Origin of the sequence: Kitasatospora sp. NPDC094016, assembly GCF_040304045.1 — a bacterium.
GTDB lineage: Bacteria > Actinomycetota > Actinomycetes > Streptomycetales > Streptomycetaceae > Kitasatospora.
The window spans coordinates 57,157-82,972 of record NZ_JBEOUK010000028.1 but is presented as its reverse complement, the minus strand read 5'-3'; the positions used below and the strand labels follow the sequence as shown (position 1 = coordinate 82,972).

General features: G+C 69.3%; 23 protein-coding genes, 1 pseudogene and 1 CRISPR repeat array. Of the genes and pseudogenes, 15 read left to right on the top strand and 9 right to left on the bottom strand.

All coding sequences use genetic code 11. From position 1 onward, the window contains the following. Positions 1 to 9: 9 nt before the first annotated feature. The 4 genes from ABT015_RS24385 to ABT015_RS24370 all read right to left on the bottom strand — a co-directional run bounded on the left by ABT015_RS24385 (position 10) and on the right by ABT015_RS24370 (position 2,419). The gene (locus ABT015_RS24385; protein ID WP_350882471.1) at positions 10 to 225 is read right to left on the bottom strand and encodes an ammosamide/lymphostin RiPP family protein; all 216 of its coding nucleotides are present in this window, start codon (positions 223 to 225) and stop codon (positions 10 to 12) included. A 193-nt stretch (positions 226 to 418) separates the two neighbouring features. Further along, positions 419 to 1,060 carry an NADPH-dependent FMN reductase gene (locus ABT015_RS24380; RefSeq protein ID WP_350882469.1) on the bottom strand — a complete coding sequence of 214 codons (642 nt, stop codon included), beginning with the start codon at positions 1,058 to 1,060 and terminating at the stop codon, positions 419 to 421. An 86-nt stretch (positions 1,061 to 1,146) separates the two neighbouring features. Next, positions 1,147 to 1,977 carry an AfsR/SARP family transcriptional regulator gene (locus tag ABT015_RS24375; RefSeq protein WP_350882467.1) on the bottom strand — a complete coding sequence of 277 codons (831 nt, stop codon included), beginning with the start codon at positions 1,975 to 1,977 and terminating at the stop codon, positions 1,147 to 1,149. Between the two features lie 301 nt (positions 1,978 to 2,278). Next, positions 2,279 to 2,419, bottom strand: coding sequence for a hypothetical protein (locus tag ABT015_RS24370; protein WP_350882465.1), 141 nt, complete (start codon positions 2,417 to 2,419; stop codon positions 2,279 to 2,281). A 1,028-nt stretch (positions 2,420 to 3,447) separates the two neighbouring features. Here ABT015_RS24370 and ABT015_RS24365 point away from each other — a divergent pair. Beyond that, positions 3,448 to 3,813, top strand: coding sequence for a hypothetical protein (locus ABT015_RS24365; protein WP_350882463.1), 366 nt, complete (start codon positions 3,448 to 3,450; stop codon positions 3,811 to 3,813). Positions 3,814 to 3,846: 33 nt separating this feature from the next. Here ABT015_RS24365 and ABT015_RS24360 read toward each other — a convergent pair whose 3' ends face one another. Continuing rightward, entirely contained in the window at positions 3,847 to 4,824 is a 978-nt protein-coding gene (locus tag ABT015_RS24360; protein ID WP_350882462.1) for a CinY protein, read from the bottom strand. A 326-nt stretch (positions 4,825 to 5,150) separates the two neighbouring features. Next, positions 5,151 to 6,399: direct repeats of the CRISPR family, unit length 29 nt; unit sequence GGAGCAACCCCCGCGAGCGCGGGGCCGAC. A 172-nt stretch (positions 6,400 to 6,571) separates the two neighbouring features. Between ABT015_RS24360 and cas3 the strand changes: the two genes are divergently transcribed. From cas3 to cas2e, 8 genes are all read left to right on the top strand, one after another. Then, positions 6,572 to 9,457, top strand: a complete 2,886-nt coding sequence (gene cas3, locus ABT015_RS24355) for a CRISPR-associated helicase Cas3' (RefSeq protein WP_350882460.1) — start codon at positions 6,572 to 6,574, stop codon at positions 9,455 to 9,457. Positions 9,458 to 10,431: 974 nt separating this feature from the next. Further along, entirely contained in the window at positions 10,432 to 12,147 is a 1,716-nt protein-coding gene (casA, locus tag ABT015_RS24350; RefSeq protein ID WP_350882458.1) for a type I-E CRISPR-associated protein Cse1/CasA, read from the top strand. Continuing rightward, positions 12,137 to 12,739 (top strand): type I-E CRISPR-associated protein Cse2/CasB, encoded by a 603-nt coding sequence (gene casB / locus ABT015_RS24345; RefSeq protein WP_350882455.1) that lies wholly within the window; start codon positions 12,137 to 12,139, stop codon positions 12,737 to 12,739. Before casA ends, casB begins: the two co-directional genes overlap by 11 nt. A 46-nt stretch (positions 12,740 to 12,785) precedes the next feature. Then, the gene (cas7e, locus tag ABT015_RS24340; RefSeq protein ID WP_350882453.1) at positions 12,786 to 13,925 is read left to right on the top strand and encodes a type I-E CRISPR-associated protein Cas7/Cse4/CasC; all 1,140 of its coding nucleotides are present in this window, start codon (positions 12,786 to 12,788) and stop codon (positions 13,923 to 13,925) included. Continuing rightward, entirely contained in the window at positions 13,925 to 14,779 is an 855-nt protein-coding gene (gene cas5e / locus ABT015_RS24335; protein ID WP_350882451.1) for a type I-E CRISPR-associated protein Cas5/CasD, read from the top strand. Before cas7e ends, cas5e begins: the two co-directional genes overlap by 1 nt. Before the next feature lie 4 nt (positions 14,780 to 14,783). Then, positions 14,784 to 15,545: a type I-E CRISPR-associated protein Cas6/Cse3/CasE gene (cas6e, locus tag ABT015_RS24330; protein ID WP_350882449.1), complete on the top strand. Its 762-nt coding sequence runs from the start codon at positions 14,784 to 14,786 to the stop codon at positions 15,543 to 15,545. Positions 15,546 to 15,548: 3 nt separating this feature from the next. Beyond that, complete coding sequence (gene cas1e / locus ABT015_RS24325; RefSeq protein WP_350882447.1) at positions 15,549 to 16,571, top strand: type I-E CRISPR-associated endonuclease Cas1e; 1,023 nt, start codon at positions 15,549 to 15,551, stop codon at positions 16,569 to 16,571. Continuing rightward, positions 16,568 to 16,846: a type I-E CRISPR-associated endoribonuclease Cas2e gene (gene cas2e, locus ABT015_RS24320; protein ID WP_350882445.1), complete on the top strand. Its 279-nt coding sequence runs from the start codon at positions 16,568 to 16,570 to the stop codon at positions 16,844 to 16,846. The genes cas1e and cas2e overlap by 4 nt, the downstream gene beginning before the upstream one ends. A gap of 402 nt (positions 16,847 to 17,248) precedes the next feature. Here cas2e and ABT015_RS24315 read toward each other — a convergent pair. Continuing rightward, positions 17,249 to 17,386 (bottom strand): annotated as a pseudogene (locus tag ABT015_RS24315) (exodeoxyribonuclease III); the annotation flags it as partial. A 126-nt stretch (positions 17,387 to 17,512) separates the two neighbouring features. Here ABT015_RS24315 and ABT015_RS24310 point away from each other — a divergent pair. The 5 genes from ABT015_RS24310 (at position 17,513) to ABT015_RS24290 (ending at position 20,878) form a co-directional block, all read left to right on the top strand. Beyond that, on the top strand, positions 17,513 to 17,668 hold the full coding sequence (locus tag ABT015_RS24310; protein WP_350882443.1) for a hypothetical protein: 156 nt from the start codon (positions 17,513 to 17,515) through the stop codon (positions 17,666 to 17,668). Between the two features lie 54 nt (positions 17,669 to 17,722). After that, positions 17,723 to 18,169, top strand: a complete 447-nt coding sequence (locus ABT015_RS24305; RefSeq protein ID WP_350882441.1) for a recombinase family protein — start codon at positions 17,723 to 17,725, stop codon at positions 18,167 to 18,169. 32 nt (positions 18,170 to 18,201) lie between these two features. Beyond that, positions 18,202 to 18,573, top strand: a complete 372-nt coding sequence (locus ABT015_RS24300; RefSeq protein ID WP_350882439.1) for an effector-associated constant component EACC1 — start codon at positions 18,202 to 18,204, stop codon at positions 18,571 to 18,573. Then, the gene (locus ABT015_RS24295; RefSeq protein ID WP_502897389.1) at positions 18,560 to 19,975 is read left to right on the top strand and encodes a caspase family protein; all 1,416 of its coding nucleotides are present in this window, start codon (positions 18,560 to 18,562) and stop codon (positions 19,973 to 19,975) included. Before ABT015_RS24300 ends, ABT015_RS24295 begins: the two co-directional genes overlap by 14 nt. Before the next feature lie 366 nt (positions 19,976 to 20,341). Further along, positions 20,342 to 20,878 carry a hypothetical protein gene (locus tag ABT015_RS24290; RefSeq protein ID WP_350882435.1) on the top strand — a complete coding sequence of 179 codons (537 nt, stop codon included), beginning with the start codon at positions 20,342 to 20,344 and terminating at the stop codon, positions 20,876 to 20,878. Between the two features lie 235 nt (positions 20,879 to 21,113). Here the strand turns inward: ABT015_RS24290 and ABT015_RS24285 are convergent, their stop codons facing one another. Beyond that, positions 21,114 to 21,335: a hypothetical protein gene (locus ABT015_RS24285; RefSeq protein ID WP_350882433.1), complete on the bottom strand. Its 222-nt coding sequence runs from the start codon at positions 21,333 to 21,335 to the stop codon at positions 21,114 to 21,116. A 349-nt stretch (positions 21,336 to 21,684) separates the two neighbouring features. Between ABT015_RS24285 and ABT015_RS24280 the strand changes: the two genes are divergently transcribed. Continuing rightward, a complete protein-coding gene (locus tag ABT015_RS24280) occupies positions 21,685 to 22,851 on the top strand; it encodes an SAVED domain-containing protein (protein ID WP_350882431.1) in 1,167 nt (388 codons plus the stop codon). 24 nt (positions 22,852 to 22,875) lie between these two features. Here the strand turns inward: ABT015_RS24280 and ABT015_RS24275 are convergent, their stop codons facing one another. Next, positions 22,876 to 24,648, bottom strand: coding sequence for a ThiF family adenylyltransferase (locus ABT015_RS24275; RefSeq protein WP_350882429.1), 1,773 nt, complete (start codon positions 24,646 to 24,648; stop codon positions 22,876 to 22,878). After that, positions 24,645 to 25,643: an SMODS domain-containing nucleotidyltransferase gene (locus ABT015_RS24270; protein WP_350882427.1), complete on the bottom strand. Its 999-nt coding sequence runs from the start codon at positions 25,641 to 25,643 to the stop codon at positions 24,645 to 24,647. Before ABT015_RS24270 ends, ABT015_RS24275 begins: the two co-directional genes overlap by 4 nt. Positions 25,644 to 25,816: the final 173 nt, after the last annotated feature.

Below are 25,816 nucleotides of genomic sequence, written 5' to 3'. Positions count from 1 at the left end.
CCGCCCGCGTCACCATCGCGAGGGCTCGGTGGTGGCGAGGGCGAGCGGCGCGATCTTGTTCTCGACCTCGTCGAGGTCGAAGTCGACGTCGTCCAGCTCGTCCAGCGCGTCCAGTTCGGTGTCCTCGGCGGTTTCCGCCTGGGGGGTTTCCGTCCCCTCGGTGGTCTCCTCGGGCTCTGCGGACTTCGCGGTGGACTTCGCGGTGTCTTCCATGGCGCGCTCCATTCGGAATCACGGTCGGACGTGGGAATGCGGATGCGAAGGATCCGGTGTCAGGGCAGCCGGAACCAAAGGGGTGGGCGGGAATCGTGACGGCGGACGTACGGGGGACGGACGTACGGGGGACAGACGTACCGGGGACGGACGTACGGGGACGTACGGCGGTCGGCCGCGGTCGGCGGCGGCGGGCCCCGGACGCTCAGCCGACCGGCGTGCGCATCCGGGCGAACTCGACCACTTGCCGTCCGACGGTGGCCAGTTGCGCGGTGAGACGCGGGTCGCCGGTGCTGCCGCCGACGCTGTCGTCGGATGCCAGGGTGACGCTCTCCGTGTTGACGGCCACGCCCAGGGGAGTGGGCCAGCCCCTCAGGGCGTGCACGACGGAGCGCAGCCCCGCCAGCGTCGAAGCGGCCTGCGTCCCGCGCGCGGTGACGACACAGCCGACGGCGCGGCCGTGCAGATACGGACGCGCGTCCTCACGCAGGTCCTCCAGGTAGTCGAGGGCGTTCTTCACCAGACCGGAAACGCCCCCGTGGTACGCGGGCGTGCCGATCACCAGGCCGTCGGCGAGGGAGACGGCCTCGACCAGCCGCCGGGCCGCCGGGGTGCGCAGTGACTCCCCCGGTGCGTAGAGCGGTAGTTGAAGTTCCTCGGCACCCAGCAGCAGGGTCCGGGCCCCCGCCGCCGCGGAGGCCGCGAGTACCGCCCGGACCGCCCGTTCCGTCGAGGAACCGGATCGGACGGTGCCCCCGATGCCGACGATCAGGGGCCCGGTATCGGCCGGGGCACCAACACCGGGATCCTCCACCGAAAGAACGGAACCCTGGTTCGTCTCCAGCACGGTTACACCAATCTCCTTGACCGGTCGCGGTTTTCGGAGTCTAGACAGGGTGGTTATGCGCTGGTTATGAGCTGGTTATGCGGGGGTTATGCATCGGTTACGCGTGGGCCGGAGGTCTGGTCCACCGTCCGGGCGGACGCGTCCTGGGTGCGCAGAACCCGCTCCAGAAGCCGCTGAGTGTCAGGGCTGACATCGATGTCCAGACCCTCCGACATCCGGGCCCGGCACAGCTTGTACCAGGACCTCGCCTGCGCTAACTGGCCCAGGTCACCGTGCACTTGGATCAGGGTCCGGTAGACGTCCTCCTGGTACGGGTCGATGTCCAGCGTGCGGCGGCACATGTCGATGACCTTCGGCAACTCGCCCCGGTCCAGCGCCTCCTGGAGGAGGAAGTCCGCCGCTCCCAGCGCGAGGGACCGTACCCAGTCCCGCTGCTCCCTGGCCCAGTCGGCGGTCTCACCGGGCAGGAAGTCCCCGGTGTGGAGATCCAGCGCCCGGCGGTAGTGCTCCGCTGCCGCGCCCGGATCACTTCGGGCCGCCGCCCGGTGCCCTTCGTTGCACAGCCGCTCCAACTCCTCGAAGTCCAGCCAGGCGTCGTGGAGTTTGAGGGAGTACCCGTACTCGCTGCAGACGATCTCCGCGGCCGGCTGCTCCTCCGCGGCCTGCTGCCCGCTGAGTATCTGGTGCACCGCGTGCTTGGCGACCTTGAGGGAACTGGAGCCCGCCGACCGGGTGCGGTCGGGCCACAGCGCGGCGTGCAGTTCGTCGCGGTCGACCGTACGGCCCCGGTTGATGAGCAGGTAAAGGAACAGTGTGCGCGCTTTGCCGGCCCGCCAGCGTCTGACCGGGAGTCCCCTCAAGTCCAGTGAAAAGCCGCCGAGGCAGCGTACGACGGCAAGCGTGGAAATCTCGGTCATGCGGAAACCCTCCTTCTTCGTGGGGGTGACAGGATGCGAACGCACTGGCGCGGTCGGTCGGGTCAGGCCTGTGGGGGAGGCAACCCGGTCGACCGGTGGTACGACCGGGGTGAGGGCCGGTCGCCTTACATGTGTTGACGTACGGGAACGCCGCCGTCGTTCGGAGAATGCCGGTCAGACGGACGACGGGAAGCGGAGTCTTCGGTTCTGTCCGGTTCGCGTCGGTGTCCGGCCCCGCCCGAGACGCGACGGCTCGGCGATCGCCTCTGCCCGGGTCGCGCCCGACCTGGAAGCCCTTGTCTCACCGGAAGATGCTGACGGCGTACTCGCCCATGGCGAGCTGTCGCGACACCCTGGACAGGCCCACATGCAACTCGGCCTGGATTCTCCGAACTTCGGCGCTCTTTCCGGCCTCGCCGATCAGCGACCTCACGAAGTCCATTCCGAGAAGGCGCCGACGATCCCCGCACTCGGGTCGGTGTACGCACGATCGGTGTGCTGATTGCGCCGGCACGTCCCACTCCGCGGCAATGGCGGCGGAGGTGCTGGCCAGTGTGGCGAGCGTGAGTCCGACGACCACCCCAGCGGCGGCGACCAGGGTCCCAAGTGGCTTGCGCGGCATGATGTGCGTTCTCCAGAGTTGCCTGCCAGGCACCGTCCGGCCGCCCGAGTCAGGAAGATCAGTAATGACTCTGGCTTCTGGGAATAAACAAGCAATGAACAGCGGATACGGCCCCGGCGCCCGCCCGCTTCGGCTCCCCGGGTAGACGAACTACGACGCCCGAAAGCCGAATCGAAGCCACCTGCCGTTCGTCCCCGCAGGATCGCGCGACGCGAACGGCCACCCGCCAGTTCTCGTGCTTGCGCGCACCATCCGAAGGATGAATCCTCGCCAGTCCGCCCGGGCACCCGCATACCGAAGCGCCCCACGCCCGCCCGACATGCCTCCGGCACCGCCCACACCAACTCCGGCTCCACACCCGCACCTGTTTCCCCGTCCGCCTACGGCGGCGCGTCCTGCCCCGGAAATGCCGCATGCCTCGCCCCCCGTCACACCGGTCGGGCCATCTCCGTGGGTGCGGGGGTGAGGGCAAGGTCTCGCACCCGGCGCAGGCGGAGTCGGCGACCCGGCGCGCGGGCCTCGCAGGAGTGGGAATCGTCGGGCCCTTCGAAGACCTGGACGTCTCCGCCCAGATCACGCCGTGGAAGCGTCCCGACCTGGGTCCGTGACTGACCGGGCGTCAGGGTAAGTAGGGAGCGACGGTGCGGGCCAAGGCCGACCGGGCGTTCCGCTCCGCCAAGGACTCCGCGGACGTGGCGCACCGGGCGTCACCGCGGCGCACAGGCACCTGCGCAAGACGGACCGGTGGGGCCGGTGGTCAGCCGCCGTACGGGTACCGGATCGGGGACCGCCCGGGCGGTGGCCGAACGCCGGAGCCGGACCAGGTGACCTCGGAGGCGGTCCGGTCCATGGGCAAGCTCCTGCTGGAGGGGCGGAGTCGGTGGATGATCGCCACGGCGCTGGAAGCCGCGGGCTTCGACACCCCGGCGGCCCACGCGTACAAGAACCAGGGCGAGTCGCACTCGACAGAGCGCAAGGCGCCGCCGTCGAACCACTGGAACCCGACCGGCGTGGGCAAGATCCTTCGTCCGCCGGCGACGGTCGGCGGGCATCAGGCCGCGCTCCCGCCGCGGGCGCGGGCGTCGGTGACGAGCGCGGCGTGGATCGGGCCGGCGTCGGGCGGGTGTCGCGTCCGTGCGCGTCCGTGCCGCACCGCCGGCTTCTCCCGGCCTGGCACCGGGACGGGCGCAGGGCCTCGGGGAAGGCGGCGGTGACGGCCAGGCCGTTCACTACCCGGCGGTGGTGGTTCAGCCGCAGGTCTTGTCCGGGTGGTCATGGGTGATGGCGCAGATCATCGCCTGTGCCCGGCCGTTGCCGGGGTACCTGCGCTGGAGTTCGTCCTTGAACTCCTTCCACTGGCGGGCGATGTCCTTGATGGCGAGGTCGTAGGCGTGGTCGAAGTTGTGGGCGACGGCTGAGCGGGGGCTGTCCTTGGTGTCCTTGTTCAGGACCCCGTCGTGGGTGACGCGGCCCGTGCAGTTGGAGACCGTCCCGGTGTGGTCGCGGTCCGGGTAGCAGCCGGTGGCCAGGTCGTGGGGGATGTGGCCGGTGGCGTCCTTGACCCAGTCCGCCCTGCTCATGGAGCTGTAGCGGGCGATGGAGAAGAACGCGGGCAGGTCGGTGCGCCCCAGGCCGGGAGGGTTCTTGACACCGATGGCTCCAGGGGCGGCCTGGTCGGTCCAGTTACTGTGGGCGTAGAAGTCCTCGATCTGGTGCCAGCCGCGGCCCAGGTCCTCCAACACCTCGCACTTCGCCCGTCCCGGTTGGTCGTTCCACGAGCAGGCCGGGGAGATGGAGGTCTGGGCGGCGATGACGTGCCCGTTCGCGTCGACCAGCCGGTCCGCGGCGGCGAGGGCCCTCCTGACGTGGTCGACGGAGCTCTCGACGCAGTCGATGACCTCGGCGTCGGCCTGCGCGCGGGTGCGGGGGTAGCGGCTGTCGTAGCGGGGGTCGAGGTAGTCGGCGTTGTCGCAGTGGAGCTTGCCGATGCCGAAGTACTGGTCGTGGTCGTTGGCGACGATCGCGCCCGAGTTCCCGTCCGCCATCGCCGTCAGCGAGTTCGGGTGCCAGCCCCCGGCTCCCAGGGCGGCCCGGGTGATCTTCTCGTGGTTGCCCCCGCTGAAGGCGTGCGCCGGCGTCGCGGCGCAGAGGACGACGGAACACAACAGTGCGAGACCGGCGGCGGGAGCGTGCGCGCGCAGTCGGCGGGAAACGCTGGGATTCACGAGGTCTCCAGGGGTGAGATGGACGTCTTCGGCGGGCGTGCATCCGGACGTGGCGCCCCGCCCATAGTAGACATGTCCCTGACAGATAGTGGGCGAATTGCCACAGCGCACGCGGCCCGTGCGCCACCTCACATGGTCCGGGACCTGGAGGTCCCCGCCGAGGTCCCGCCGTGGAAGCAACCGGATCCGGGTCCGTGGTCGACCGAGCGGCAGGGTGAGCGGGACGCGATGGTGTGGGCGAAGGCCGATCGGGCGCTCCGGTCGGCGAAGGACTGCGCGGACGTGGCGCACTGGGCGGAGGAGAACCGCGAGGTCCTGGTCAGAGCGGAGCAACCCCCGCGAACGCGGGGCCGACTCACTCAGGCGGGTCTTGAACTCCTTGGCGAGGGAGCAACCCCCGCGAGCGCGGGGCCGACTGCAGGGACGACGGCGCAGAGCACGTCCAGGAGGAACAACCCCCGCGAGCGCGGGGCCGACGTCCCCGCCACCACGTTGACCATCGGCGGCCTGGAGCAACCCCCGCGAGCGCGGGGCCGACACGGGGGGTGGTCACGATGTACGCACCTTCTCGGAGCAACCCCCGCGAGCGCGGGGCCGACCTCGCGGTACCGCGCGGAGGGTGGGCTGTGCGGGAGCAACCCCCGCGAGCGCGGGGCCGACGCCCGCCTCCGGCTCATCGACCGCGGCCTGCCGGAGCAACCCCCGCGAGCGCGGGGCCGACTAGCCCTTGCGCTTGTTGCCCCAGGCCGCCGGGGAGCAACCCCCGCGAGCGCGGGGCCGACCAGGTGGAGCATCACGGGGTGGGCCCCTGAGCGGAGCAACCCCCGCGAGCGCGGGGCCGACTCGCCGTTCTCGTACTTCCGGTCCTTGATCCGGGAGCAACCCCCGCGAGCGCGGGGCCGACCAGACACCGACCGATTCATCATGGTCTGGTCTGGAGCAACCCCCGCGAGCGCGGGGCCGACCTAACGACCTGTTGCCGGAAGGAAGTTGAGAAGGAGCAACCCCCGCGAGCGCGGGGCCGACGTGGCGTGGACGACCTCCCGCGTACTCGACCTGGAGCAACCCCCGCGAGCGCGGGGCCGACGGGCGGTGATGCGGTCCATGTCAGTCCTCCTGGGAGCAACCCCCGCGAGCGCGGGGCCGACCGCTCGTGGTGAGGCCGAGGGCCGCCGAGAGAAGAGCAACCCCCGCGAGCGCGGGGCCGACGGTTCCTCCGGCGCGGCGGATCGCGTTGAGAAGGAGCAACCCCCGCGAGCGCGGGGCCGACGCCTTGCCGCACTCGGAGACGGCGTTGTACGCGGAGCAACCCCCGCGAGCGCGGGGCCGACGACTTCGGCCTCGGAGTCGTTGCGACCAGCGAAGAGCAACCCCCGCGAGCGCGGGGCCGACGAAGCAGCAGGCGAAAAGCAAGCCGCGGACCAAGAGCAACCCCCGCGAGCGCGGGGCCGACGCGGACAGTGCGGGCACTGCGCCCACCGCGACGGAGCAACCCCCGCGAGCGCGGGGCCGACGATGAAGCCGAGGCCGACGCCGGTCATCGCGACGAGCAACCCCCGCGAGCGCGGGGCCGACACTTCCTGACCTGCAGCGATTCTCCTCAGAGGGCGCCGATTGATTCAGTTCGATTTGGTAGGCGATCCGTAGCGGCGGTCATGTGGTGTCGTCGTCTCTTCTCACGGCCAAGTCCATTGTCGGTGCCGCGTTCTAGGCTCTTGAAGCGTACTCGCACATGGAGGTCGGGACGATGGCTGAGGACCGCTGGCAGTGGTACCCGCCCGAGGTCAGGGGCTGGCTGGGCGCGTTGTGGGGGAAGTCGGCCGGGCGGGCCGGGGGGTCTGCCAACCTCCTGCTGTCGCACATGTTGGACACTGCTGCGGTGGCGGAGGTCATCTGGGACCGCTACCTGCCGCCCGTGACAAAGCGGCGCCTGGACGCCGTCGCGGGCGGCCGGGGGAAGGGGCGGCGTCTGTTCGCCTGGCTGTGCGGGATCCATGACTACGGCAAGGCCGTCCCCGCCTTCCAGCACATGGACTCCGACTTGGCGGACGCCGTTCGCCAAGCGGGCCTCTCATGGAACAAGTACGCGGTGAAATCCGAGTCCTGGAGGCACGACAAGGCCGGCGGCCTTTTGCTGCGGGCGGCGCTTGCCGACGCGGGGTGGGTGGAGGAACAGGTCGACTGGGTCTGGCCGTTGGTCGCCGGCCACCACGGTCGCTTCCCCACACTGGGCCAGCTGCCTCCGAAGAAGGCGGACCTCCAGGGGAAGGGGCCGTCCTGGAAGCTGGCCCAGTCGGCGCTGGTGGAGGTGTTCTCACGGGAGCTCGGCTTCGGGGGAGGGGCGCCGTTGGCAGCGGTGGAGCCCGTTCTGGTGCCGGGTCGTGCGGTGCAGCTCCAGCTGTCCGGCTTCGTGGTGATGGCGGACTGGATCGCCAGCGACGAGCGGCACTTCGCCGGGGTTTCGGATCTGGAGAAGGTGACGATCGATCAGGCGCGGAAGCGGGCGGCTGCGGCCTGGTCGAGCCTCGGGCTGCGTGGCGGGTGGGGAACGCTGCCGACGCCCGGCCCGGAGACGTTTCGGGACCGATTCGGTCACGGGACCCGGCCGTCGCAGGAGCTGGTCCTCGATGTGGTGCGCCGGATGGGCGGGCCGGGGCTGGTGGTCGTCGAGGCGCCGATGGGGGAGGGGAAGACGAAGGCCGCGCTGGCGGCGGCGGAGCTGCTGGCTGCCCGGTACGGCCTGGACGGAGTGTATCTGGGCATGCCGACCCAGGCCACCGCGGACCCGATGTTCACCCAGGTCCGATCCTGGCTGCGCAGCATCGAGGAGGGGCAGGAGGACCAGGTCGCGCTGCTGCACGGCAAGCGGATGTTCAACAAGGAATGGCGCGGCCTGCTGGAAGACGCGGGGGAGGGGAGCCAGGATGCCGACGCCCGCTACTCGACGGTGGACGAGTACGGCGTGCAGTCCGATTGCTTCGACGGTTGCGAGGGCGGGGAGCGCAGGGCTCCGGCCGAGTGGTTCCTCGGCCGTCGGCGTGGCCTGCTGAGCCCGTTCGCGGTCGGCACGATCGATCAACTCCTGTTCGCCGCGACCCGGACCAAGCACGTGATGCTGCGGATGGCCGGCCTGGTCGGCAAGGTCGTGATCCTCGACGAGGTCCACGCCGCGGACGTCTACATGTCGCAGTTCCTGCTGGAAGGCCTGTGGTGGCTCGGGCAGGCCGGGGTGCCGGTGGTCCTGCTGTCGGCGACCCTGCCACCTGAGCAACGACGCCTCCTGGTCGCCGCCTACCTGGCCGGAACGCAATCGGCAGAGACCTCGGTGGCGCTGGAGGTTCCCGAGCCGCAGGGGTACCCGAGCGTGACGGCAGCCTGGCCGGGACAGGATGGGAAGCCGGAAGTACTGGTCGAGAGCACGGAATCCTGGCGTGACGACCTGCGAGTGCGGGTCGAGGTCCTCGACGAACCGCCGACGCGGACCGATGCCCGGGGCGCGGAGAACGACGCCGGGCAGACGGACACCGCCGTGGTCGACTACCTGAGGGACCGCCTGGCCGACGGCGGGTGCGTCCTGGTCATCCGCAACACGGTGGACCGCGCCCAAACCACGTTCGACGCCCTCCGCAAGGAGTTCGGCGCCGACGTCCGACTGCTGCACGGACGCCTGCACACGGGCCACCGGGCCGATCGCACACAGGACGTGCTGAACCTCCTCGCCCCGCCGGCCGCAGGCGCTGGGCGTCCCGGCAGGCTGATCGTGGTCGCCACCCAGCTCGCGGAACAGTCCTTCGACGTCGACGCCGACCTGCTGATCACCGACCTCGCACCGATGGACCTGCTCCTCCAGCGCATCGGCCGCCTCCACCGCCACGACGGCGTCAAGCGCCCCGCCCTGCTGGCCCAACCCACGGTCGTCGTCACCGGCATCAGTCTCGACAGCGGAGGAACACCGCACATCCTGCGCGCCTCCGAGGGAATCTACGGCCGCTACCTCCTGCTGCGCACGGCCGCAGAGGTGGAGCGGGTGACTGCCGATGGAGGCCTGTGGAGCATCCCCAGCCGGGTGCCAGAGCTGGTTGCCCGGGTCTACGGCACGGACCCCGTCGTTCCGGCGGCATGGGCGGAGTCCGAGGCGCAGGCCCGGCAGGAGTGGGAGGAGCGGCAGTCCTTGCGTCGCGCGAAGGCAGTCGAGTATGTACTGACCCGCTCCGGGGAGCACGGGGCGCCGACACTGGCCGGCCTGCACTATGGAGGCCAAGGAAGGCTGGCCGAGGGGCAGTTCGAGGCACTCGTCCGCGACGGTGACCCGAGCACGGAGGTCGTCCTGGTACGTCGCATCGGGGAGGACGACTTCCGGGCGGTGACGGGCCGCAGGCTCGGGCCGAACGGCGAAGTCGCTGCGGAGGTGGTCGACGACGTGCTCTCCGGGACGGTGCGCCTTCCCGCCCGGCTGACCGAGGCGGCGAAGCAAGCGCTCGGCCCCCTGCCGGGGTGGCGGGACCATCCGTGGCTGCGCTACAGCCTGGCCCTCACACTCGACGAACAGGGCGAAGCGTCGCTTGGAGACTTCCGGCTGCGCTACGACGAGGCGCTCGGGCTCGTGGTGAGCGGCGGCAGCCCGTACCGGTAGGGCGCGTGGACGGATCGGACGCGATGCCGCTCCGCCCACGCGTTCCCGACCCCGCGAGCGCGGGGCCAACAAGAAGACGCCCTCGTGGAGCTGAGCCACATCGGAGCGATCCCCGCGAGCGCGGGGCCAACAAGAAGACGCCCTCGTGGAGCTGAGCCACATCGGAGCGATCCCCGCGAGCGCGGGGCTAGGCAGGAACGGGCTGGCTACTAGCAGCAAGCCCGAAGCCCGGAGAGCAAGTTGTCGTGACCAAACGCCTATCGGTGATGCCGAGAAGTGAACCTACGGGGGCGCTCGTGCCGAGGGAGGGCGGACTGCCTGCCTGGCTGACTCACTTCAGTGAGATCGCCGGCGGCTCGAGGAATGAAGCCGATGATGATCAAAACGATGGCAGCGATCACCAGATCAGCACTATGGCCGAGCGTGCCAGCAGCTGAGCCCTTGACTACGCAGGCTGCGAAGGTCGCAGCCATGGCGGCCACGCCCTTGTTCTGACATTGATGACGTGCAACGATGTCGAGGATGCTGACGCAGACGCGGGCATCACGGATTGGGATCAATGGTTCTCCTAGTCTGATCGCGAACGGGCGCCCCATTCAGCTTCCTAGGGCGAGGGGCGCCCCTTCGCTCTTCCGATGAGACCCACCGTAGCGCATACCGGCCGCAGCTTTGTGCCCCTGGTTGACTATCAACACCATTAATTCCTCAGATAGTTGAGCAACATCGTTGTGGCCTGCGCACTCGACCGCGGACGCCGGTTGCTGAAGTCGAACACTGGCACTACTGGCGAACTGTCCATGCGGCCGCGAGCCTGGCGCACGGCCGACGAGGGCCCATGGCTGTCTGGATCCATCCCCACGCGTCAAAGCTGTGATGCTGAGGGGTAATTGAAGCAACACCCCCACACCGGGTTGTGCCTGATGCAAGGATGAATCTTGCACTCAACTAGCAAGGCCAGTATGGGAGAACAGCGCGTGCCTGGGTACAACCTTGTCGAGGAACCGTGGCTGACGGCGCGGCCCGTCGGCGGTGGCCCGCCCGTGGAGCTGGGGGTCGCCGAGATTCTGGCGCGGGCCCACGAGTTCGAGGGCCTCGTCGTCGAGTTCTCCACCCAGCTGCCGGCAGTCCTGCGCCAGGTCCTGCTGCCCGTCGTCGCCCACGCCACCGGCGTTCCTGGAACCCTGCGGGAGAAGGGTGACCGGCTCGCACAGAAGGACGGGTTCACGCAGGACGAGCTCGACAGGCTCCAGGCCTACCTCGACGAGCACCGTGCGAAGTTCGATCTCTTCGACCCGGTCGCCCCGTTCGCGCAGGTCGCCGACTTGCGGACGGCCAAGGGCGAGACGAAGGGCTCCGCTGCCCTGGTGGCGACGGCGGCGAGCGGCAACAACGTCCCGCTGTTCGCCAGCCGCAGCGACGCGGACCCGCTCGACCTGACGCCGGCCCAGGCCGCCCACTGGCTCGTGCACACGCACTGCTGGGACACCGCGGCGATCAAGACCGGTGTCGTCGGCGACGACCAGGTCAAAGCGGGCAAGACGACAGGGAACCCGACCGGCCCGCTCGGCCAGCTCGGCGTCATCATTCCCACCGGGCGCACCTTGTACGAGACCCTCCTGCTGAACCTACCGGTCACCCCGGCCGGCGTCCTCGGAGCCCCGCAGTGGACAAGGGGTCCGCACGGCCCCGCCTGGACTCCGCGCCCGGCCGAGGGCCTGCTCGACCTGTGGACGTGGCAGGCCCGGCGGATCCGGCTCGTCCCGCACCAGGACGAGGACGGCCGGCTGAAGGTCGCCCGGGTGGTGGTCAGCGCCGGTGACCGGCTCACGCTCCTGCCCCTACAGGAGCCGCACACCGCCTGGACGTTCACCGCGCCCGCCAAGAAGTCCGCGTCGGCCGTGCCCGAGCGCAGGCCGCGCCGGCACACCCAGGGCAAGGCTGCCTGGCGGGGACTGGACGCCCTCCTCACCCCGGCCCGCCAAGGCCCGGACGGCGTCTTCGAGACCAGCGTCCTGCTGGACGAGGCCAGTGCCCTGCGGGTACTCGGGAAGCTCGACGCCGACTACCCGCTCCAGGTCGAGACCTTCGGCATGGTCTACGGCACCCAGTCCTCCGTTGTCGAGGACGTCATCCACGACGTGATCCCACTGCCGCTGCTCGCCCTCCACCAGGACAGCGAAGCCCACGAGCTCCTCCTGGACGTCGCCGAACAGGCAGAACGCCTCGCGAAAGCCGTCAACAACCTCTCCGCCGACCTGCGCCGAGCCGCTGGCACCGACCCCATCCCCTGGGACAAGGGTCAGCGCCCCGGCGACCTCCTCCTGCACACCCTCGACCCCCTGGTGCGCCGCCTGCTCGCCGGCGTCCGTGCCGCCGGTACCGACGACGACATCCTGGAGCGGGGCAGGCTCGCCTGGGAGGAACTCGCCCACCACCGTGCGCGGAGCACCGCGAACGAGCTCCTGCTGGCCGCCCCCGCCACCACCTTCGAGGGTCGCACCGTCAGCCCGGCCGGCAAGTCGGGCAAGCCGAAGACCTACACGCTCGGCACAGCCGGTGCCAACTTCCGGAACCAGCTCCACGAGATCCTTCCCCGGTACGCCGACGCCCTTCGGGAAGCGGCCGCTGCCCGGGCCGCCGAGACCGGACCCGACCCCGACCCCGCCCCTGGAGCGGACCTTGACGACTGAACACACCACCTCCGCCAAACGACGCCCGTACTGGGACGCATGCACCGCCCCCGACCACACCTGGCGCCTCGACCCCCGTAGCGGGCAACCGCGCCGCCCGCCCGGCGAAGACCTCGCGGCCCTGCGCTCCGGCCTCGGGCGCCCCGTCATGGACAGCCCCAAGATGTGGCCGCTCTACAGCTGCGAGGTCAACGACGTCCTCGCGCTGCGCGACGAGGTCTCCGACGAGCAGAAGGCCGAGCACGCCGCCCTCGCCCTCTACGGCCTGCACCAGCAGAGCCAGTCCACACCGATGCACCGCCGCGGTATCAAGCTCGGCGAAGCCCTGCGAGCCTTGCGCCGCAGCGGCAAGTTCAGCGAAGAGGCGCTCGACACCCGCGTCGCGCAACTCGCGGGCGCCACCAGCGTGTCCGCGCTGCTGGTCCACCTTCGCGGCCTGATCACCCAGCTGCGCACCGTCGGGCAACCGCTGGACTACAACCACCTGATGGCCGACATCCAGGCCTGGCACCACACCGACCGGCGCCCGCAGGTCCGCCTCAAGTGGGCCATCGGCTACCAGGCCTGGAAGGACAAGGCCCCCGCCGACTGATCGCGCTTCGATCCACCCGGACTACCACCCATCTACGGAGTAGCGCATGACCGACCGCCTCTACATCGACGTGCACATCCTGCAGACCGTCCCGCCGGCGAACCTCAACCGGGACGACAACGGCAACCCGAAGGAGGCCTACTTCGGCGGCAAGCGCCGCTCGCGCGTCTCCTCCCAGGCCTGGAAGCGCGCCACCCGCATCCACTTCGCCGAGAGCCGCGACCGGCAGGACCTCGCCACCCGCACCAAGCGGATCGCCTCCCAGCTCGCCAAGGGCATCGCCGAGCGCACCGGCATCGAGGCCGAGATCGCGCAGCGGATCGCCGGCGCCCTGATCAAGTCCACCGGCATCTCGGCGGGCAAGAAGGAGGGCGACACCGCTTACCTCCTCTTCTACGGGCGCCGCCAGCTGGACGGCATCGTCGACCTGGTCGCCGACACCGCCGCCGACCTCGCCGCCCTCGACGCCAAGGCCCTGGAAGAGGCGGTCAAGGCGTTGCCGGTCAAGGAACAGCTCCAGAGCGGCCACCCGGCGGACGTCGCACTCTTCGGACGCATGGTCGCGGACATCCCCGGCCTGAACGTGGATGCCGCGACGCAGGTCGCCCACGCGATCTCCACCCACGCCGCCGAACTCGAATTCGACTACTACACGGCTGTAGACGACGAGAACACCGCCGAGGAGACCGGCGCCGGGATGATCGGCACCATCGGCTTCAACTCCGCTACCCTCTACCGCTACGCGACCGTCGGTCTGCACCAGCTGCGCGGCAACCTCGGCGACGACAAGGCCGCCGTCGACGCCGTCGACCTGTTCGTCGACTCCTTCGCCCGCTCCATGCCCACCGGTTACGGCAACTCCTTCGCCCACCGCACCCGCCCCAGCCTGGTGGCCGTCGTCGTGCGCGCCGACCAGCCCGTGAACCTCGTCTCCGCGTACGAGAACCCGGTCCCGGCGAGCCGGGGCATCGTCGCGGAATCCGCGCGCCGCCTCGCCGGGGAGTTCGCCACCGCCACCGAGCAGTGGGGCGACACCCCGCTGTACGTCGGCATCTGCCACACCTTCACCGAAGGCGCCGACGAGACCGGGGAGGAGCTGACGAAGGCTTTCGGCGCGAACCGCACCTTCCCCGAGCTGCGCGAGGGACTGCGCACCGCCCTCACCGAGCGGGTGAACGACAACTGATGCCCGCCAACCCCACCCCCACGCAGGCCACGGCCGACGAGGAACAGGCGGTCCTCGTCCTGCGTCTGGCCGGCCCGCTCCAGTCCTGGGGCGACCGTAGCGCCTTCAACCGCCGTGACACCCCGCCCCAGCCGACCAAGTCCGGCGTCGTCGGCCTGCTCGCCGCCGCCGCCGGACTTGGTCGCGAAGCGGACATCACCGCCCTGGTCGGCCTGCGCCTGGGCGTGCGCATCGACCAGCCCGGCACGCTGCTGCGCGACTACCACACCGTCAGCGACTACCGGGGTCGGCCGCTTCCGCAGGCCGGCGTCAACGCCAAAGGCCTGCAGAAGCCGACCTCCCCGGCCAAGGACACCCACGTCACCCACCGCTACTACCTCCAGGACGCGGTGTTCGTCGCAGCCGTCCAGGGCCCGGCCGCCCTCGTCACGGCACTCGCCGAGGCGGTCCGCCGCCCCGCCTTCCCGCTCGCCCTCGGCCGGCGCTCCTGCGTCCCCACCCAGCCGATCGCCCTCGGCGAGGTGCGCGGCGGCACCGTGGAAAACGTCCTGGCCGAGGAGCCCTGGCAGGCGGGCCAGGCTGCCAAGAACGCCTACCGACGGCGGGCCGAGCGGGCCCCCGCGCCGTTCTCTCCCCACCGGATCGACCTGGCCGCGACCTTCGACGACCCGTCGGGCGGCGACACCTTCCAGGACGTCCCGCGCTCCTTCGACCCCCGCGAACGCGGCTTCTCCACACGGCGGATCCGCCACGCCTGGCTCGACGTCCCCAGCGGGCTCGACCCGATGACCACGCCCGCCGAACCGGCCGCCGCGGCCGACGGCCACGACCCGTTCGCCCTGCTGGGCTGGTGACCCGATGACCTACCTCTCCCGCGTCCGCATCAACCCCCTGCGCGCGGCCAGCCGCAACCTACTCGCCAACCCCCGGGCCCTGCACGGCGCCGTCACGGCAGGCGTCCCCGACACCGCCCCTGGTGACCGGATCCTGTGGCGCCTGGACGCCGACCACCCGCGCCGCCCCGTGCTGCTCGTCCTCACCCCGTCCAAGCCGGACTGGACCCACATCGTCGAACAGGCCGGATGGCCCGACGCCGACGGCGAGCACTACGCGATCCGCGACTACAGCCCGCTGTTCGCCCAACTCGCCGTCGGCCGGGAGTTCGCCTTCCGCCTCAAAGCGAGCCCCGTCCAGAACACCTCCAAGCCCGACAAGGCGAGCGCGCACCGCACCAAGACCGCCGCCGAACTCCACCACCGCTCCTACCGCATGGCCCACCGCACCGCCGCCCAGCAGCTCACCTGGTTCCTGGACCGCACCGGCCGCTGGGGCTTCACCATCCCCGAGGCCCGCACCGACGGTCCGGCGCCGGGCCTCGAACCATCGGCCACCGACGCCCAGCCGGCCCGCGAGGTACGGATCACCGACCGCAGCCGCACCACCTTCACCAAGCCCGGCACCCGCACCGCCGTCACGCTCACCACCGCCACCTTCGAAGGCCGCCTGTCCATCACCGACCCGGGCCTCCTGCAGGCCGCCCTCCTCGGCGGCATCGGCCCCTCCAAGGCCTACGGCTGCGGCCTGCTCACCCTCGCCCCGCCCCCCGCCGGAGCCCGCTGACCGATGGCCGACATCTGGTGGAAAGCCCACCCCCACGACCTGCACCGCCTCGCCGACCGCGTCTCCAGCGTCTACGTGGAACGCAGCCACATCGACCGCGACGAGAACGCCGTCGTCGTCATCAACAAGCGCGAGACCGTCCGCGTCCCGGCCGCCATGGTCGCCGTGATGCTGCTCGGCCCGGGCACCCGCATCACCCACGGCGCCGTCAACCTCCTCGCCGACTCCGGCACCACCGTGTGCTGGGTCGGCGAGCAGGGCGTGCGCATGTACGCCGCAGGACTCGGCCCCAGCCGTGGCGCGGGCCTGCTCAACCGGCAGGCCTGGCTGGTCAGTCGGACCAAGGAACGCCTCGCCGTCGCCCGGACCATGTACCGCATGCGCTTCCCCGGCGAGGACGTCAGCACGGCCACCATGCAGCAGCTGCGCGGCCGCGAGGGCGCCCGCATCCGCAAGCTCTACCAAGCCGAATCACGCCGAACCGGCGTCCCGTGGAACGGCCGCGTCTACAAGGCCGGCGACGCCCACGCCGCAGGCGACGACCTCAACCGCCTCCTGTCGGCGGCCAACGCCGCGCTCTACGGGATCTGTCACGCCGTCATCACCGGCCTCGGCGCCAGCCCCGGCCTCGGCTTCGTCCACACCGGACTGGCGACCTCGTTCGTCCTCGACATCGCGGACCTCTACAAGGCCGAATACACCATCCCCCTCGCCTTCGACCTCGCCAAGCAGGGCCACACCGAGGAACGCGACGCCCGCCTCGCCCTGCGCGACCGCATCGCCCAGGACAAGCTGCTGGGCCGTATCGTCCACGACGTCAAGACCCTCCTCAGCCCGGACGGCACCGACATGCCCGACGTCGAGGTCAACGAACTCTGGGACGAACGTGTCGGAACTGTCCAGGGCGGCGTCAACTGGTCGGGCACCGAAGGCCCGTCGGTGCCCGCCGCCTCCGACCCGGGAATGGGCGACGAACACCTGGCCATCATCGGCCCGGAGTTCACCCAGGACACGAGCAGCCCATGACCGTCATCATCCTCATCGCAGCACCCGAAGGCCTGCGCGGCCACCTCACCCGCTGGATGGTCGAGGTCAACGCCGGCGTCTTCGTCGGCACCCCGAGCCGCCGCATCCGCGACCGCCTCTGGGACCTCCTCGCGACCCGCATCGGCGACGGCCAAGCCGTCCTCGTCGAACCCGCCACCAACGAACAGGGCTGGACGGTCCGCACCGCCGGCAAGGATCGCTGGAAGCCCGTCGACTTCGACGGACTGATCCTCTCGGCCCGCCCCCGCCGATAAACCCGCAGGTCACGAAGCATCGGCCCCGCACGCGCGGGGATGTTCCCCAGCCCGTCTGTCGCCTGTCGCCCCGCGCCGCATCGGCCCCGCACGCGCGGGGATGTTCCTGCCTCGGTGGTCGAGGTGTACCGGGACGGAAAATCGGCCCCGCACGCGCGGGGATGTTCCCTGGATTACCTTCGGAGAAATCGGTTCGGGCAAGTCGGCCCCGCACGCGCGGGGATGTTCCCCTGCTCGGCTCCCGGGACCTGGCCGACGTCGTATCGGCCCCGCACGCGCGGGGATGGTTGGTCCTGGACGGGCGGAGATGTTTCCTAGGAACCGGTCCTTCGCCCGGGCTATGACGATGAAGACGTCCGGGCAGAGCTCCTGTCTTCCTGGGGCCCTGCCCGTGGCGAGCTGTCAGAACTGGTGGTCGAAAACCACGGTCACCGGCGCGTGGTCGCTCCAGTGTTCGGTGTGGGTGGCAGCCCGCTCGACGTAGGCGTCGACGGCCTTGGCGGCGAGGCCGGGGGTGGTGACCTGGAGGTCGATGCGCCAGCGGAACGACGCCTTTTCGAAAAAGGTCTACCCGTTCGAGCATGTGCTATTCGAGGGTGCCTGCTGGCCTGGGCGGTAGGGGGGAAGCCCATGAGCATTGTGACGGCTACGGCACCGGTTCGAGCTGTGGTGGGCTCGCGTGTCTCGGACACGCACGGGGACGAGGGCAAGGTCTCGCACCTGGTGCAGGCGGAGTCGGCGACCCGGCACGCGCTGTCGAAGGAGTGGGAGATCGTCCGATCCTTCGAGGACCTGGACGTCTCCGCCGAGGTCACGCCGTAGAAGCGCCCGGACCTGGGTCCGTGGTTGACCGAGCGGCAGGGCGAGTGAGACGCGATGGTGTGGGCGAAGGTCGACCGGGCGTTCCGGTCCGCCAAGGACTGCGCGGACGTGGCGTACTGGGCGGAGGAGAACCACAAGGTCCTGGTGTTCACCGACGACGGGATCACCCTGGACTACCGGGAGGGTCGGGAGTCGTCGTTCGGGAACGAGCTGGCGAAGGTCTTCCTGATGCTGGTGTCGATCTTCGCGGAGATGGAGCTCAAACGGATCAAGGCCCGGGTGGCCGGCGCGCACAGGCATCTGCGGAAGACGGACCGGTGGGCCGGCGGCCAGCCGCCCTACGGGTACCGGATCGTCGATCGCCCCGGTGGCGGGCGGACGCTGGAGCCTGACCCGGTCACCTCCGGGGCTGTCCGCTACATGGGCAAGCTGCTCTTGAGTCGCGCACGCACGCATGGCGCGTGCACCGCTGACTCCCGCCGGATGACCGCGAGTTCATGACACCGCAGGATCGCATTTGGCACAATGCCCATGTGACGGTGCTGATCGGGGTTGAGACCAACAGTAATGACATAGATGAGCTGACGGGCTTAGCGGACTGGCTCAGGAGCGAGCGTGGTCTCGGCGGCAGCGTGGAGCTCGTTCCCGGCAAGGTGGGCGAACACGCGCTCGGCGGTGCCATAGACCTGCTGAGCGTGGCGTTGGGCTCCGGTGGTGCTGGGGCGGTCCTGGCACAGTCGGTGAGTACCTGGCTCCAGACTCGGCGTTCGGATGTCAAGATTTCCATCGAATCCGAGGGTCGAAAGATAGAGATCCAGGGGAGTCGGGTCCGGAGTAGAGAGATCGATGCTGCCGCTTCAACTATCCGAGACTTCTTGAACGGTGCCTCGAATGGCGACGGCTGAGGGTATCGACCGTTCCGACTCGCACGCGGTCCTGATTGGCACTAGCGAGTATCAAGACCCTGAGTTTCCAGACGTCCCAGCCGTTGTTAACAGCATTTCGCGCATGCATGCACTGCTTGCGGATGACTGGCTTGGGGCGTGGCCGGAAGATAAAATAACAATCCTTGTCAATCCCGAAGACAGTCGCCTTCTCGTGCGGCAGATCCGGCAGATTTGCTCGGAGACATCAGGGGCGCTACTAATCTATTTCGTAGGCCATGGCACCCTCTCGTCGGATGGTCAACTAATAATGGCCTTGCGTGACACTAGCTCCGAGCATCCTGATATTACCGGACTGGAGTATCGGTGGATACGGGACGCATTGCTGCATAGTCCAGCGCGAATGAAGTCGATTATTCTCGACTGCTGCTATTCGGGTCGGGCGATTTCTCACCTGTCGTCTGAGGTGAGTCAACTGGCAGATCTAACGGACGTATCCGGCACATACACGCTCACTGCCGCAGATCGAGTCGCTCATGCCGGGAATGCAGATCGCTGCACGGGCTTCACGGAACAGCTAGTCAAAATACTGGAAGATGGGATTCCGGGTGGACCGGATGTGCTGACATTTGCGGACATATTTCCGCATTTGAAGCGGAGCCTCTTTGCGGCCAACCTGCCTGTTCCTAACCAGCGCGGCACCGATACCGCTGCGTCCTATCCTCTCGCGTTCAACTCTGCCAGGGCTGACGGGGAAGTGCGGTTTGGGCGCGGGCGAGAGGTAGCAGGCCAGGATGTAGAGTCCTTGGTGTCGCGCGGGATAAGGATGCCCACGCCGCAGTCGATTTCCGGTGAATTGTTTCCATTTCGGGGATCGGTTGCCGATGGAAAGCGGGAGGGGGCTCAACGACTTTGGCAAGATTTCCAAGATGCCATTTACCGCCAATTGGAACAACTGCACGATGCGGATCGATCGAATGACGCCGTACGGCTTCTTGCTGCCTACTGCCGAGTGCGCCAGCCGGATGAAATTGGCGCTCTCTATCGCAGCCTTCTGCATGGGGGGCGACTTCTTGATTCGCAGCGGTTGGTCAGAGTTGCTGTGGCGACCCTAGACGGCGCAAAGCTGTTCAAGCTGTACCGGACAGGTGACTTTGGGCGCGAAGGAGGATGGAAGGGTAGGTTCATTTTTAAGAAGTGGGAAGCGGGTGGCGATATCCTCTTGGAGTCTATCGGACTCTGGGGTCTGGCTGAACAAATCATGCGCTTCGCCAGGGCTGCAGACGAGCGCGGCTGTATAAGATTTCTCTGGGCCCCCAAGATGCTGGAGCAAATTGAGCTCAATAGAAGAGATCTTTCGGATGATGAGCGCGCCGAGCTGAAAGAGCATCTCGCATTGGGGCGCGGCCCGTTCGGGATTTAGTATCCTCGATTTTGCCAAGGGCTGCTGTCTCGTTTGGCCCTCCGTCGTGGTCAGGATTGCCAGATATCCATCGCTGGTCACGGTATTCGATCTGCCACGCTCGCGTTACGGCTTGGTCTCACCTGAGGCCTCGAGGTTGCGGCCGCAGTCAGACTGGCACCGGTGCAACAGGGCGCGGGCCTCGCCTGGCGACGCCGCGCCGCCAAAGGAGTATCAGCGGCTGGCAGGCCTGGCATCACCGGAGCATCGCTCGCAGGCTGGACACGTTCCGTGGCTCTACTACGGTCGGGGTGGTGGGGGCGTTGGACATGGTGCAGGCCGACGACCGGAGCTGGTGGCTGCGGCTGCGGCGAACCCGGGGGATGGGTGGCGGAGATCGATCCGGAGTTCATCGGCGACCCTGACGGCTTCGTGCCTCCGGAGGCTATCCGCGGGTTCTGGCGAGTAGGAACGGATGGTCGGTTGACCGGCGAGTACGAGGTCAACCCTGGCTTCGGTCCGCCCAAGGACGATTTCGGCAAGCTGACAGAGACCGACCACTGGCTGGGCTGGCTCGGTGACGACCCCGTCCAGGCGATCCGGGACGAGATCGCCAAGATCCTGGAGCAGCAGGCCGCCGGCGCCCAGCTGGAGTGGATCAAGGTTCTCGAGCATCCGGGCTTCCTCATCGGTGGCCGTCCGGAACCCGACAATCAGCACATGATCGTCACGCGCCGGGCTCGCGATCCGGTTCGCGCTGTCGGTGGCTGCCCCCTCGTACCCGCGCGAGGTTCTATTGGGAGTCTTCACCTGGGTCGCGGTCGGGCCGAGCCCGACGCGCGGCGTGACCGGGTGTGGTTCGATCTGCAGGCCACTCAGGCATGGGCAGAGGAGCAACTGCAGGACCGGATCTATCTGAAGTAGCGCCCACCGGCTCGCGGCGCCCGTAACCGAACTGCGTCACGCGGCCGGTGCCCAGCATCGTTGCGGGCGCGGTGCTGGCCTACCAGATGATGACGCCGGCGCCGCTCTTCAGTGCCCGCTCGGCTGCGTCCTCGATGTTGGCGAGGCGCGCTGACACCTGCAGGACATAGCCCTCGTCCACCACCTCTGGGTCCCGTCGGGGAGTGACGGAGTCCAGGCTGTCGCGGATGAGCGCTCACTCCCACAGGAAATCCGACACCTGATCAGGTACGACGACGAGATCCACGCTGGACAGTTCCGGGAAGAACCGCACCCCCAGCGAACGGACTGCGGCCGAGCCCCACACCGTGGTGCGCCAACTCTCGGGGCCGGCCAGGTCGGAGCAACCGTTGGGAACCTCCTGCACACTCATCTCGCCGTGACCACCGACAACGAACACATCAACAGCGAGGCTCATACGACCACGCGATCACCCGTATCCGGCAGCTGTCCAGTGCGTTCGGCTCGGTCGTCAACGGCCACGACCCGGTCACATGTCGATGCCAGCAGCCGCCCCTGGACTCTACGGGCGCGCTCGGATCTGGCAGCGTCCGTCGCTCGAACTCCTCGCTCAGGTACTTGAACGTGACGCCCGCAGCCTCTCGCGATGCGGCGATCCGATACGGCCGATGCTGTCAACTTGCCTGGGAGATGGGAGTTATGGCTTAGAGTCGGATCCGGTAGAGCTTGGACGCGACGAAGGCAGCAGAATTTTGAGTGGGGGTCATCCGGCGCGTCGGCGGCAGTCTCTCCCCGCTCCTGACCGCTTGGAACTGTGGGTGCGCAGCGGGGGGCGGTGCGCGCTGTGCAACACGTACCTGTTGGAGGGCCCCTTGTCGGGGCGCCCACTGAGCCTGGGCGAGGCGGCGCACATCGTCGGGCAGAGCACCGACGCGCGCTCGCCGCGGGGTGGTCACGCGCTGAGTCCCGTCCTGCGGGGCAACGTGGACAACCTGATCCTGCTGTGCCCCCGCGATCACGCCGAGATCGATGCGCAGGGCGCCCTGGACGTCTTCACTGTCGAGCGGCTGCGGCGGGTGAAGCAGGACCACGAGGACCGCATCCGGCACGTGACGGGGCTGGGCCAGGATCGCACCACGACGGTGGTGCGGGTATTGGGATCGGTCCACGGACAGGCCGTCGAGCTGTCACAGGATGCGGCCGCCCTCGCCGTGACCGCGGTGGGTCGCTTCCCGCGGTTCCTGAACTCCTATGCGCGCCATGGGATAGAGGTCGACCTGCAGCGCATTCTCGGCGAGTTCTGCGACCCGTCCCAGGACGCGCAGTCCGCGGCTGCGAGCAGCCGCAGCTACTACGAGTACGCGGTCAGGGCCATCGGCGACGTGCTCAGGCATCAGCTGAGGGAGGGAATCGAACGCGGCGTGGTACAGCATGTGAGCGTGTTCGGGTTCGCGCGGCTTCCCCTGCTCGTGTACTTGGGGTCCGTGCTGGACGACACCGTGCCGACGGATGTGTACCAGCGCCACCGGCCCGAGCAGTCGTGGACCTGGCCGGCGGAGACGGGCTCGGCAACGGCGTTCACGGTGTGCGTGGATCAGGACGTGCCGGCCGATGACGAGGCGGTGGTGGTCATGAACGTCTCCGGCACGATAGCCCGGCATGAGGTCCCGGCCGCGCTTACCGCTCTGCGCCGCTACGAGATCAGCCCGGTCGGCAGGTCGACGCACCCGGACATCCTGCGGCAACAAGCATCCCTGCAGTCGCTGGAGACCACCATGCGGGGCTTCCTGGCAAGCCTGGAGACCGAGGCGAAGACTCTGCGGCGCCTTCACGTCCTGCCGGCCCTCCCCATGTCCGCGGCGGTGGCGCTGGGCCGTACGCACCACCCGCAGGTGCACCCCGAGTTGGTGATCTACGAGCGGCTGGCAGGACGGTACGTTGCCACGCTGGAGGTGGGCCGGGCGGCCCCCTGACGTACCCGGCGCCCCGGCACGGGTTCAGCGCGCTCGCAGCGCCGGGGCTCCGTGGGCGAGGAACCAGTGCGCAGGTTGGACTCCGGTGTGAGGCTGGGCGCACAGATGGGTACCGGAGACCGGGTCGCGCATCTGCGTACCGAGGAGGTTGACCAAGGTCGCGGTGGTCGCCATCAGGTCGGCGGCGGAGCCGTGGAACGTGGGAACGGAGCAGCCGCGGACCGGCCGTAGCTCGTCCCCGGGCGCCGGCTCGGCCCACAGGCCGTGGTAGGGCTCGAGGTCCGGTGTGGCCAGGACGTACCGGCCGGCGGCCTGGTCGACGGCGCTGGGGCCCCAGTGAGTGCCGGGGGCGACGAGTGTGAGAATTCCCAGGGACGCGGTGCGGGTGTCCACAGCCAGCTGGGCGAGTACGGCTTTGCGGTGCGGGCGTTGTGCCAGCTGGTCGAGGAAGCGTGCGACGGTCACGCTGATGGTGGCGTCGAGGATGAGGTCGGCGTGGTCGGCCGCCTCCAGGAGTTCGGGTGAGGGGGGTTGCGGGGCGACGTCGATGGAGACGTCGTCCCGGATGCTGGCCAGCCGTTGGGCCAGGGCATGGGCTTTCGGCATGCCGATGTGGTCCTCGGTGTAGTTCTGCCGCACGAGGAGGCCTCCGGTGATCCGGCCGGGATCGCTGAGCGTGAGGCGGGAGGCTCCGGCGCGGACCATCAGTTCGGCTGCCCACGAGCCGATGCCGCCGCACCCCCAGATGTGGACGTGACGGCCGTCGAATGCGTGGACGGGCCGCTGTGCGTCGCGGCGGGTGGTGACCGCGGGGCGCTCGTCGGAGAGGTAGCACCATTCGATGCCGACATCGCTCACCTCGGCGGGCAGGGCACTCAGGTGACGTGGCGTCGCGCGGCGGGCGAGCTGGCGCAGCAGGTCGCTCGGGCCGGACGGCAGGCGTCCGGCGAGGAGGAACAGGGGCGAGCGCGGCGCCGCTGGGTGCGGAACCGCCAGAACGAAATGCTGCGCGGTGCCTTCGGGGTTGCGTAAGGCGCTCGCGGCCAGGGCTGTCAGCAGGGCCCGGGAAGCGGCGCCGGACGGGGGCGTCTGGCGGGGCGTGCCGGTGGGGCTGGCGTCGATGAGGGTCATCAGGTGCGCCAGGGTCTCGCCGGCGCCCAGGGGCAGCGCGTGCTCCAGCGTCAGGATCGGGGTCCGGAGGCTGTCGCCGCTCTGGGAGCGGCTGGTCAGGTCGAGACGGTAGGCGGTGCGCGGAGTGAGCCAGCCGACCGCGGCCCGGGCGTGCGCCACCGGCTCGCGCACGACGACGGCGGGAGTGCCCGGTGTGCTATGGAGGACGCCTCCGACAGCGTGGTAGAGCGCGGTGCCGGCGTCGAACTTTCCGGCTGCCGCGTCGGTGAGCCATTGCCACAAGCGGCTCATGACGGAGGGGACGCCGGCGAGAGGGTCCCATTCGCGGGCCGGGTCGAGGTAGAGGCACAGTCGGCTTCCCTGCAGGACGTGCGGTGTGCCGGCGAACCGGTGGTCCAGGGTCTGTACTTCGGGCGGGGCCAGGGGCGTGGAGGGAAGGACGAGCAGGAACTCCTCGGTGTTGGCGAGGCGCAGGCCGCCCGGCGAGCGCGGCATGTCCGCGGTGCGGATGTGAATGGTGACAGCCACCTGCCCGCCCGGGGAGGTGCGGGGCCTGCCAACCACCCGCACCTCCCCGGGGTGTTTGTCCGCGAGTGCCTTGAGCTCGGCCAGCTGCAGCCGCTGCCAGTCGTTGGGGCCGTCTGAGCGCGGCCTGCGCTTGGTCATCCCGCGCGTCCGGTGCGCGTGGCCGTGGTGAGCAGCGACGCCGCGGCGAACTTGGGGGCGCGCGACGGGGAGGAGGTGCCCGGCAGGGAGGGGAAGGAGCCGCCGAACAGGCTCCGCCACAACCGCACGCTCCTGTCGTGGTCCTGCTCGTCGAAGGCCTCGCGGATCTCCTGGGCGTGAGTGTGGATGCGGGCGCGGAAGTAGCTGTAGGTGGTCTGGTTCCATCGGTGGTCGAAGGTCGCTCCGGATCCGGAGGGGTCGGCGATCGAGGGCTTGTCGGGGCGGGCCTGCAGCCATATGTCGAGGTCTTCGACGATGGTCAGCAGCGCTGTGGGCACGTTGCCGTAGCAGCCGGGGCGGGCCAGGGCCGTTGCCTGGCTGACGCGTTCGCCGAGCAGAGTGGTGAGGATGATGGACCGGGTCCCGGTGAAGGAGTTCTTGTGGTCGCGCAGGAACTTCATCAGCCGGATGACCTTGCGGAGGTTGTCGTCCGCGATGTCGTCCTTCTCCCGCATCCAGGCGGTGAAGCCGTCGGGGTTGGTCTGCTCCCACTGGTTGTCGTCCCGGTTGACGATCACCTCCCGGCCGTCCACCAGGAACAGATGCGGGACGACGTCGACGTGCATGGAGTTGGCATAACGTAGCTGCACGCAGCGGCACTTACGGGTGTGGGGCATGTCCTTGTAGATGCTGTGCCGGTGGAGGGCCGCGTAGACCTTGTCGACGTAGGTCCTCGGGCTGTCGGCCCATTCCGGTACCTCGGCGAGGTGAAGCATGAAGTCAGCGTCGAACTCCTTCTCCCCGACGGGGTTGATGATGGTGCGCTGCGCCCACGATCCCTGGCGCTCCTTGCCGAGAATCAGGGGGCCGAGTTCGGGATCGTTCCGGAGTGCCTTGTAGATGGCTTCGACCCGACTGTCGAGGAGGTCGAGCTTTGCCTGGCTGAGGTTGACGGTGTCCCGCAGGAAGGCGCGGAAGCTGTTGACGTGTTGCACAGGTCTGTTCCTTTCACGGGTCAGCAGTGGATGCAGAGGGCGCGGCGGAACAGGCTGACCGCCGAGCAGTTCGGGCGGCTGGAGTCCCCCGGGCGGTCTGGTGAAGCTCCGGGCCCCCGGTTTGGACTGGCGCGATCCGCACCAGGGCTCAGTGCAGGGGCGCAGCCGAGCCC

Excerpts from the sequence above, each read along its gene's own strand:
- ABT015_RS24305 (WP_350882441.1), top strand. The coding sequence starts at position 17,723 with ATGGTGTGGGCGAAGGTCGACCGGGCGTTCCGGTCCGCCAAGGACTGC.
- ABT015_RS24375 (WP_350882467.1), bottom strand. The coding sequence starts at position 1,977 with ATGACCGAGATTTCCACGCTTGCCGTCGTACGCTGCCTCGGCGGCTTT.
- ABT015_RS24365 (WP_350882463.1), top strand. The coding sequence starts at position 3,448 with ATGGGCAAGCTCCTGCTGGAGGGGCGGAGTCGGTGGATGATCGCCACG.
- ABT015_RS24275 (WP_350882429.1), bottom strand. The coding sequence starts at position 24,648 with ATGACCAAGCGCAGGCCGCGCTCAGACGGCCCCAACGACTGGCAGCGG.
- ABT015_RS24285 (WP_350882433.1), bottom strand. The coding sequence starts at position 21,335 with ATGAGCCTCGCTGTTGATGTGTTCGTTGTCGGTGGTCACGGCGAGATG.
- cas6e (WP_350882449.1), top strand. The coding sequence starts at position 14,784 with ATGACCTACCTCTCCCGCGTCCGCATCAACCCCCTGCGCGCGGCCAGC.
- cas5e (WP_350882451.1), top strand. The coding sequence starts at position 13,925 with ATGCCCGCCAACCCCACCCCCACGCAGGCCACGGCCGACGAGGAACAG.
- cas3 (WP_350882460.1), top strand. The coding sequence starts at position 6,572 with ATGGCTGAGGACCGCTGGCAGTGGTACCCGCCCGAGGTCAGGGGCTGG.
- ABT015_RS24370 (WP_350882465.1), bottom strand. The coding sequence starts at position 2,419 with ATGGACTTCGTGAGGTCGCTGATCGGCGAGGCCGGAAAGAGCGCCGAA.
- cas2e (WP_350882445.1), top strand. The coding sequence starts at position 16,568 with ATGACCGTCATCATCCTCATCGCAGCACCCGAAGGCCTGCGCGGCCAC.
- ABT015_RS24385 (WP_350882471.1), bottom strand. The coding sequence starts at position 225 with ATGGAGCGCGCCATGGAAGACACCGCGAAGTCCACCGCGAAGTCCGCA.
- cas1e (WP_350882447.1), top strand. The coding sequence starts at position 15,549 with ATGGCCGACATCTGGTGGAAAGCCCACCCCCACGACCTGCACCGCCTC.
- ABT015_RS24295 (WP_502897389.1), top strand. The coding sequence starts at position 18,560 with ATGGCGACGGCTGAGGGTATCGACCGTTCCGACTCGCACGCGGTCCTG.
- cas7e (WP_350882453.1), top strand. The coding sequence starts at position 12,786 with ATGACCGACCGCCTCTACATCGACGTGCACATCCTGCAGACCGTCCCG.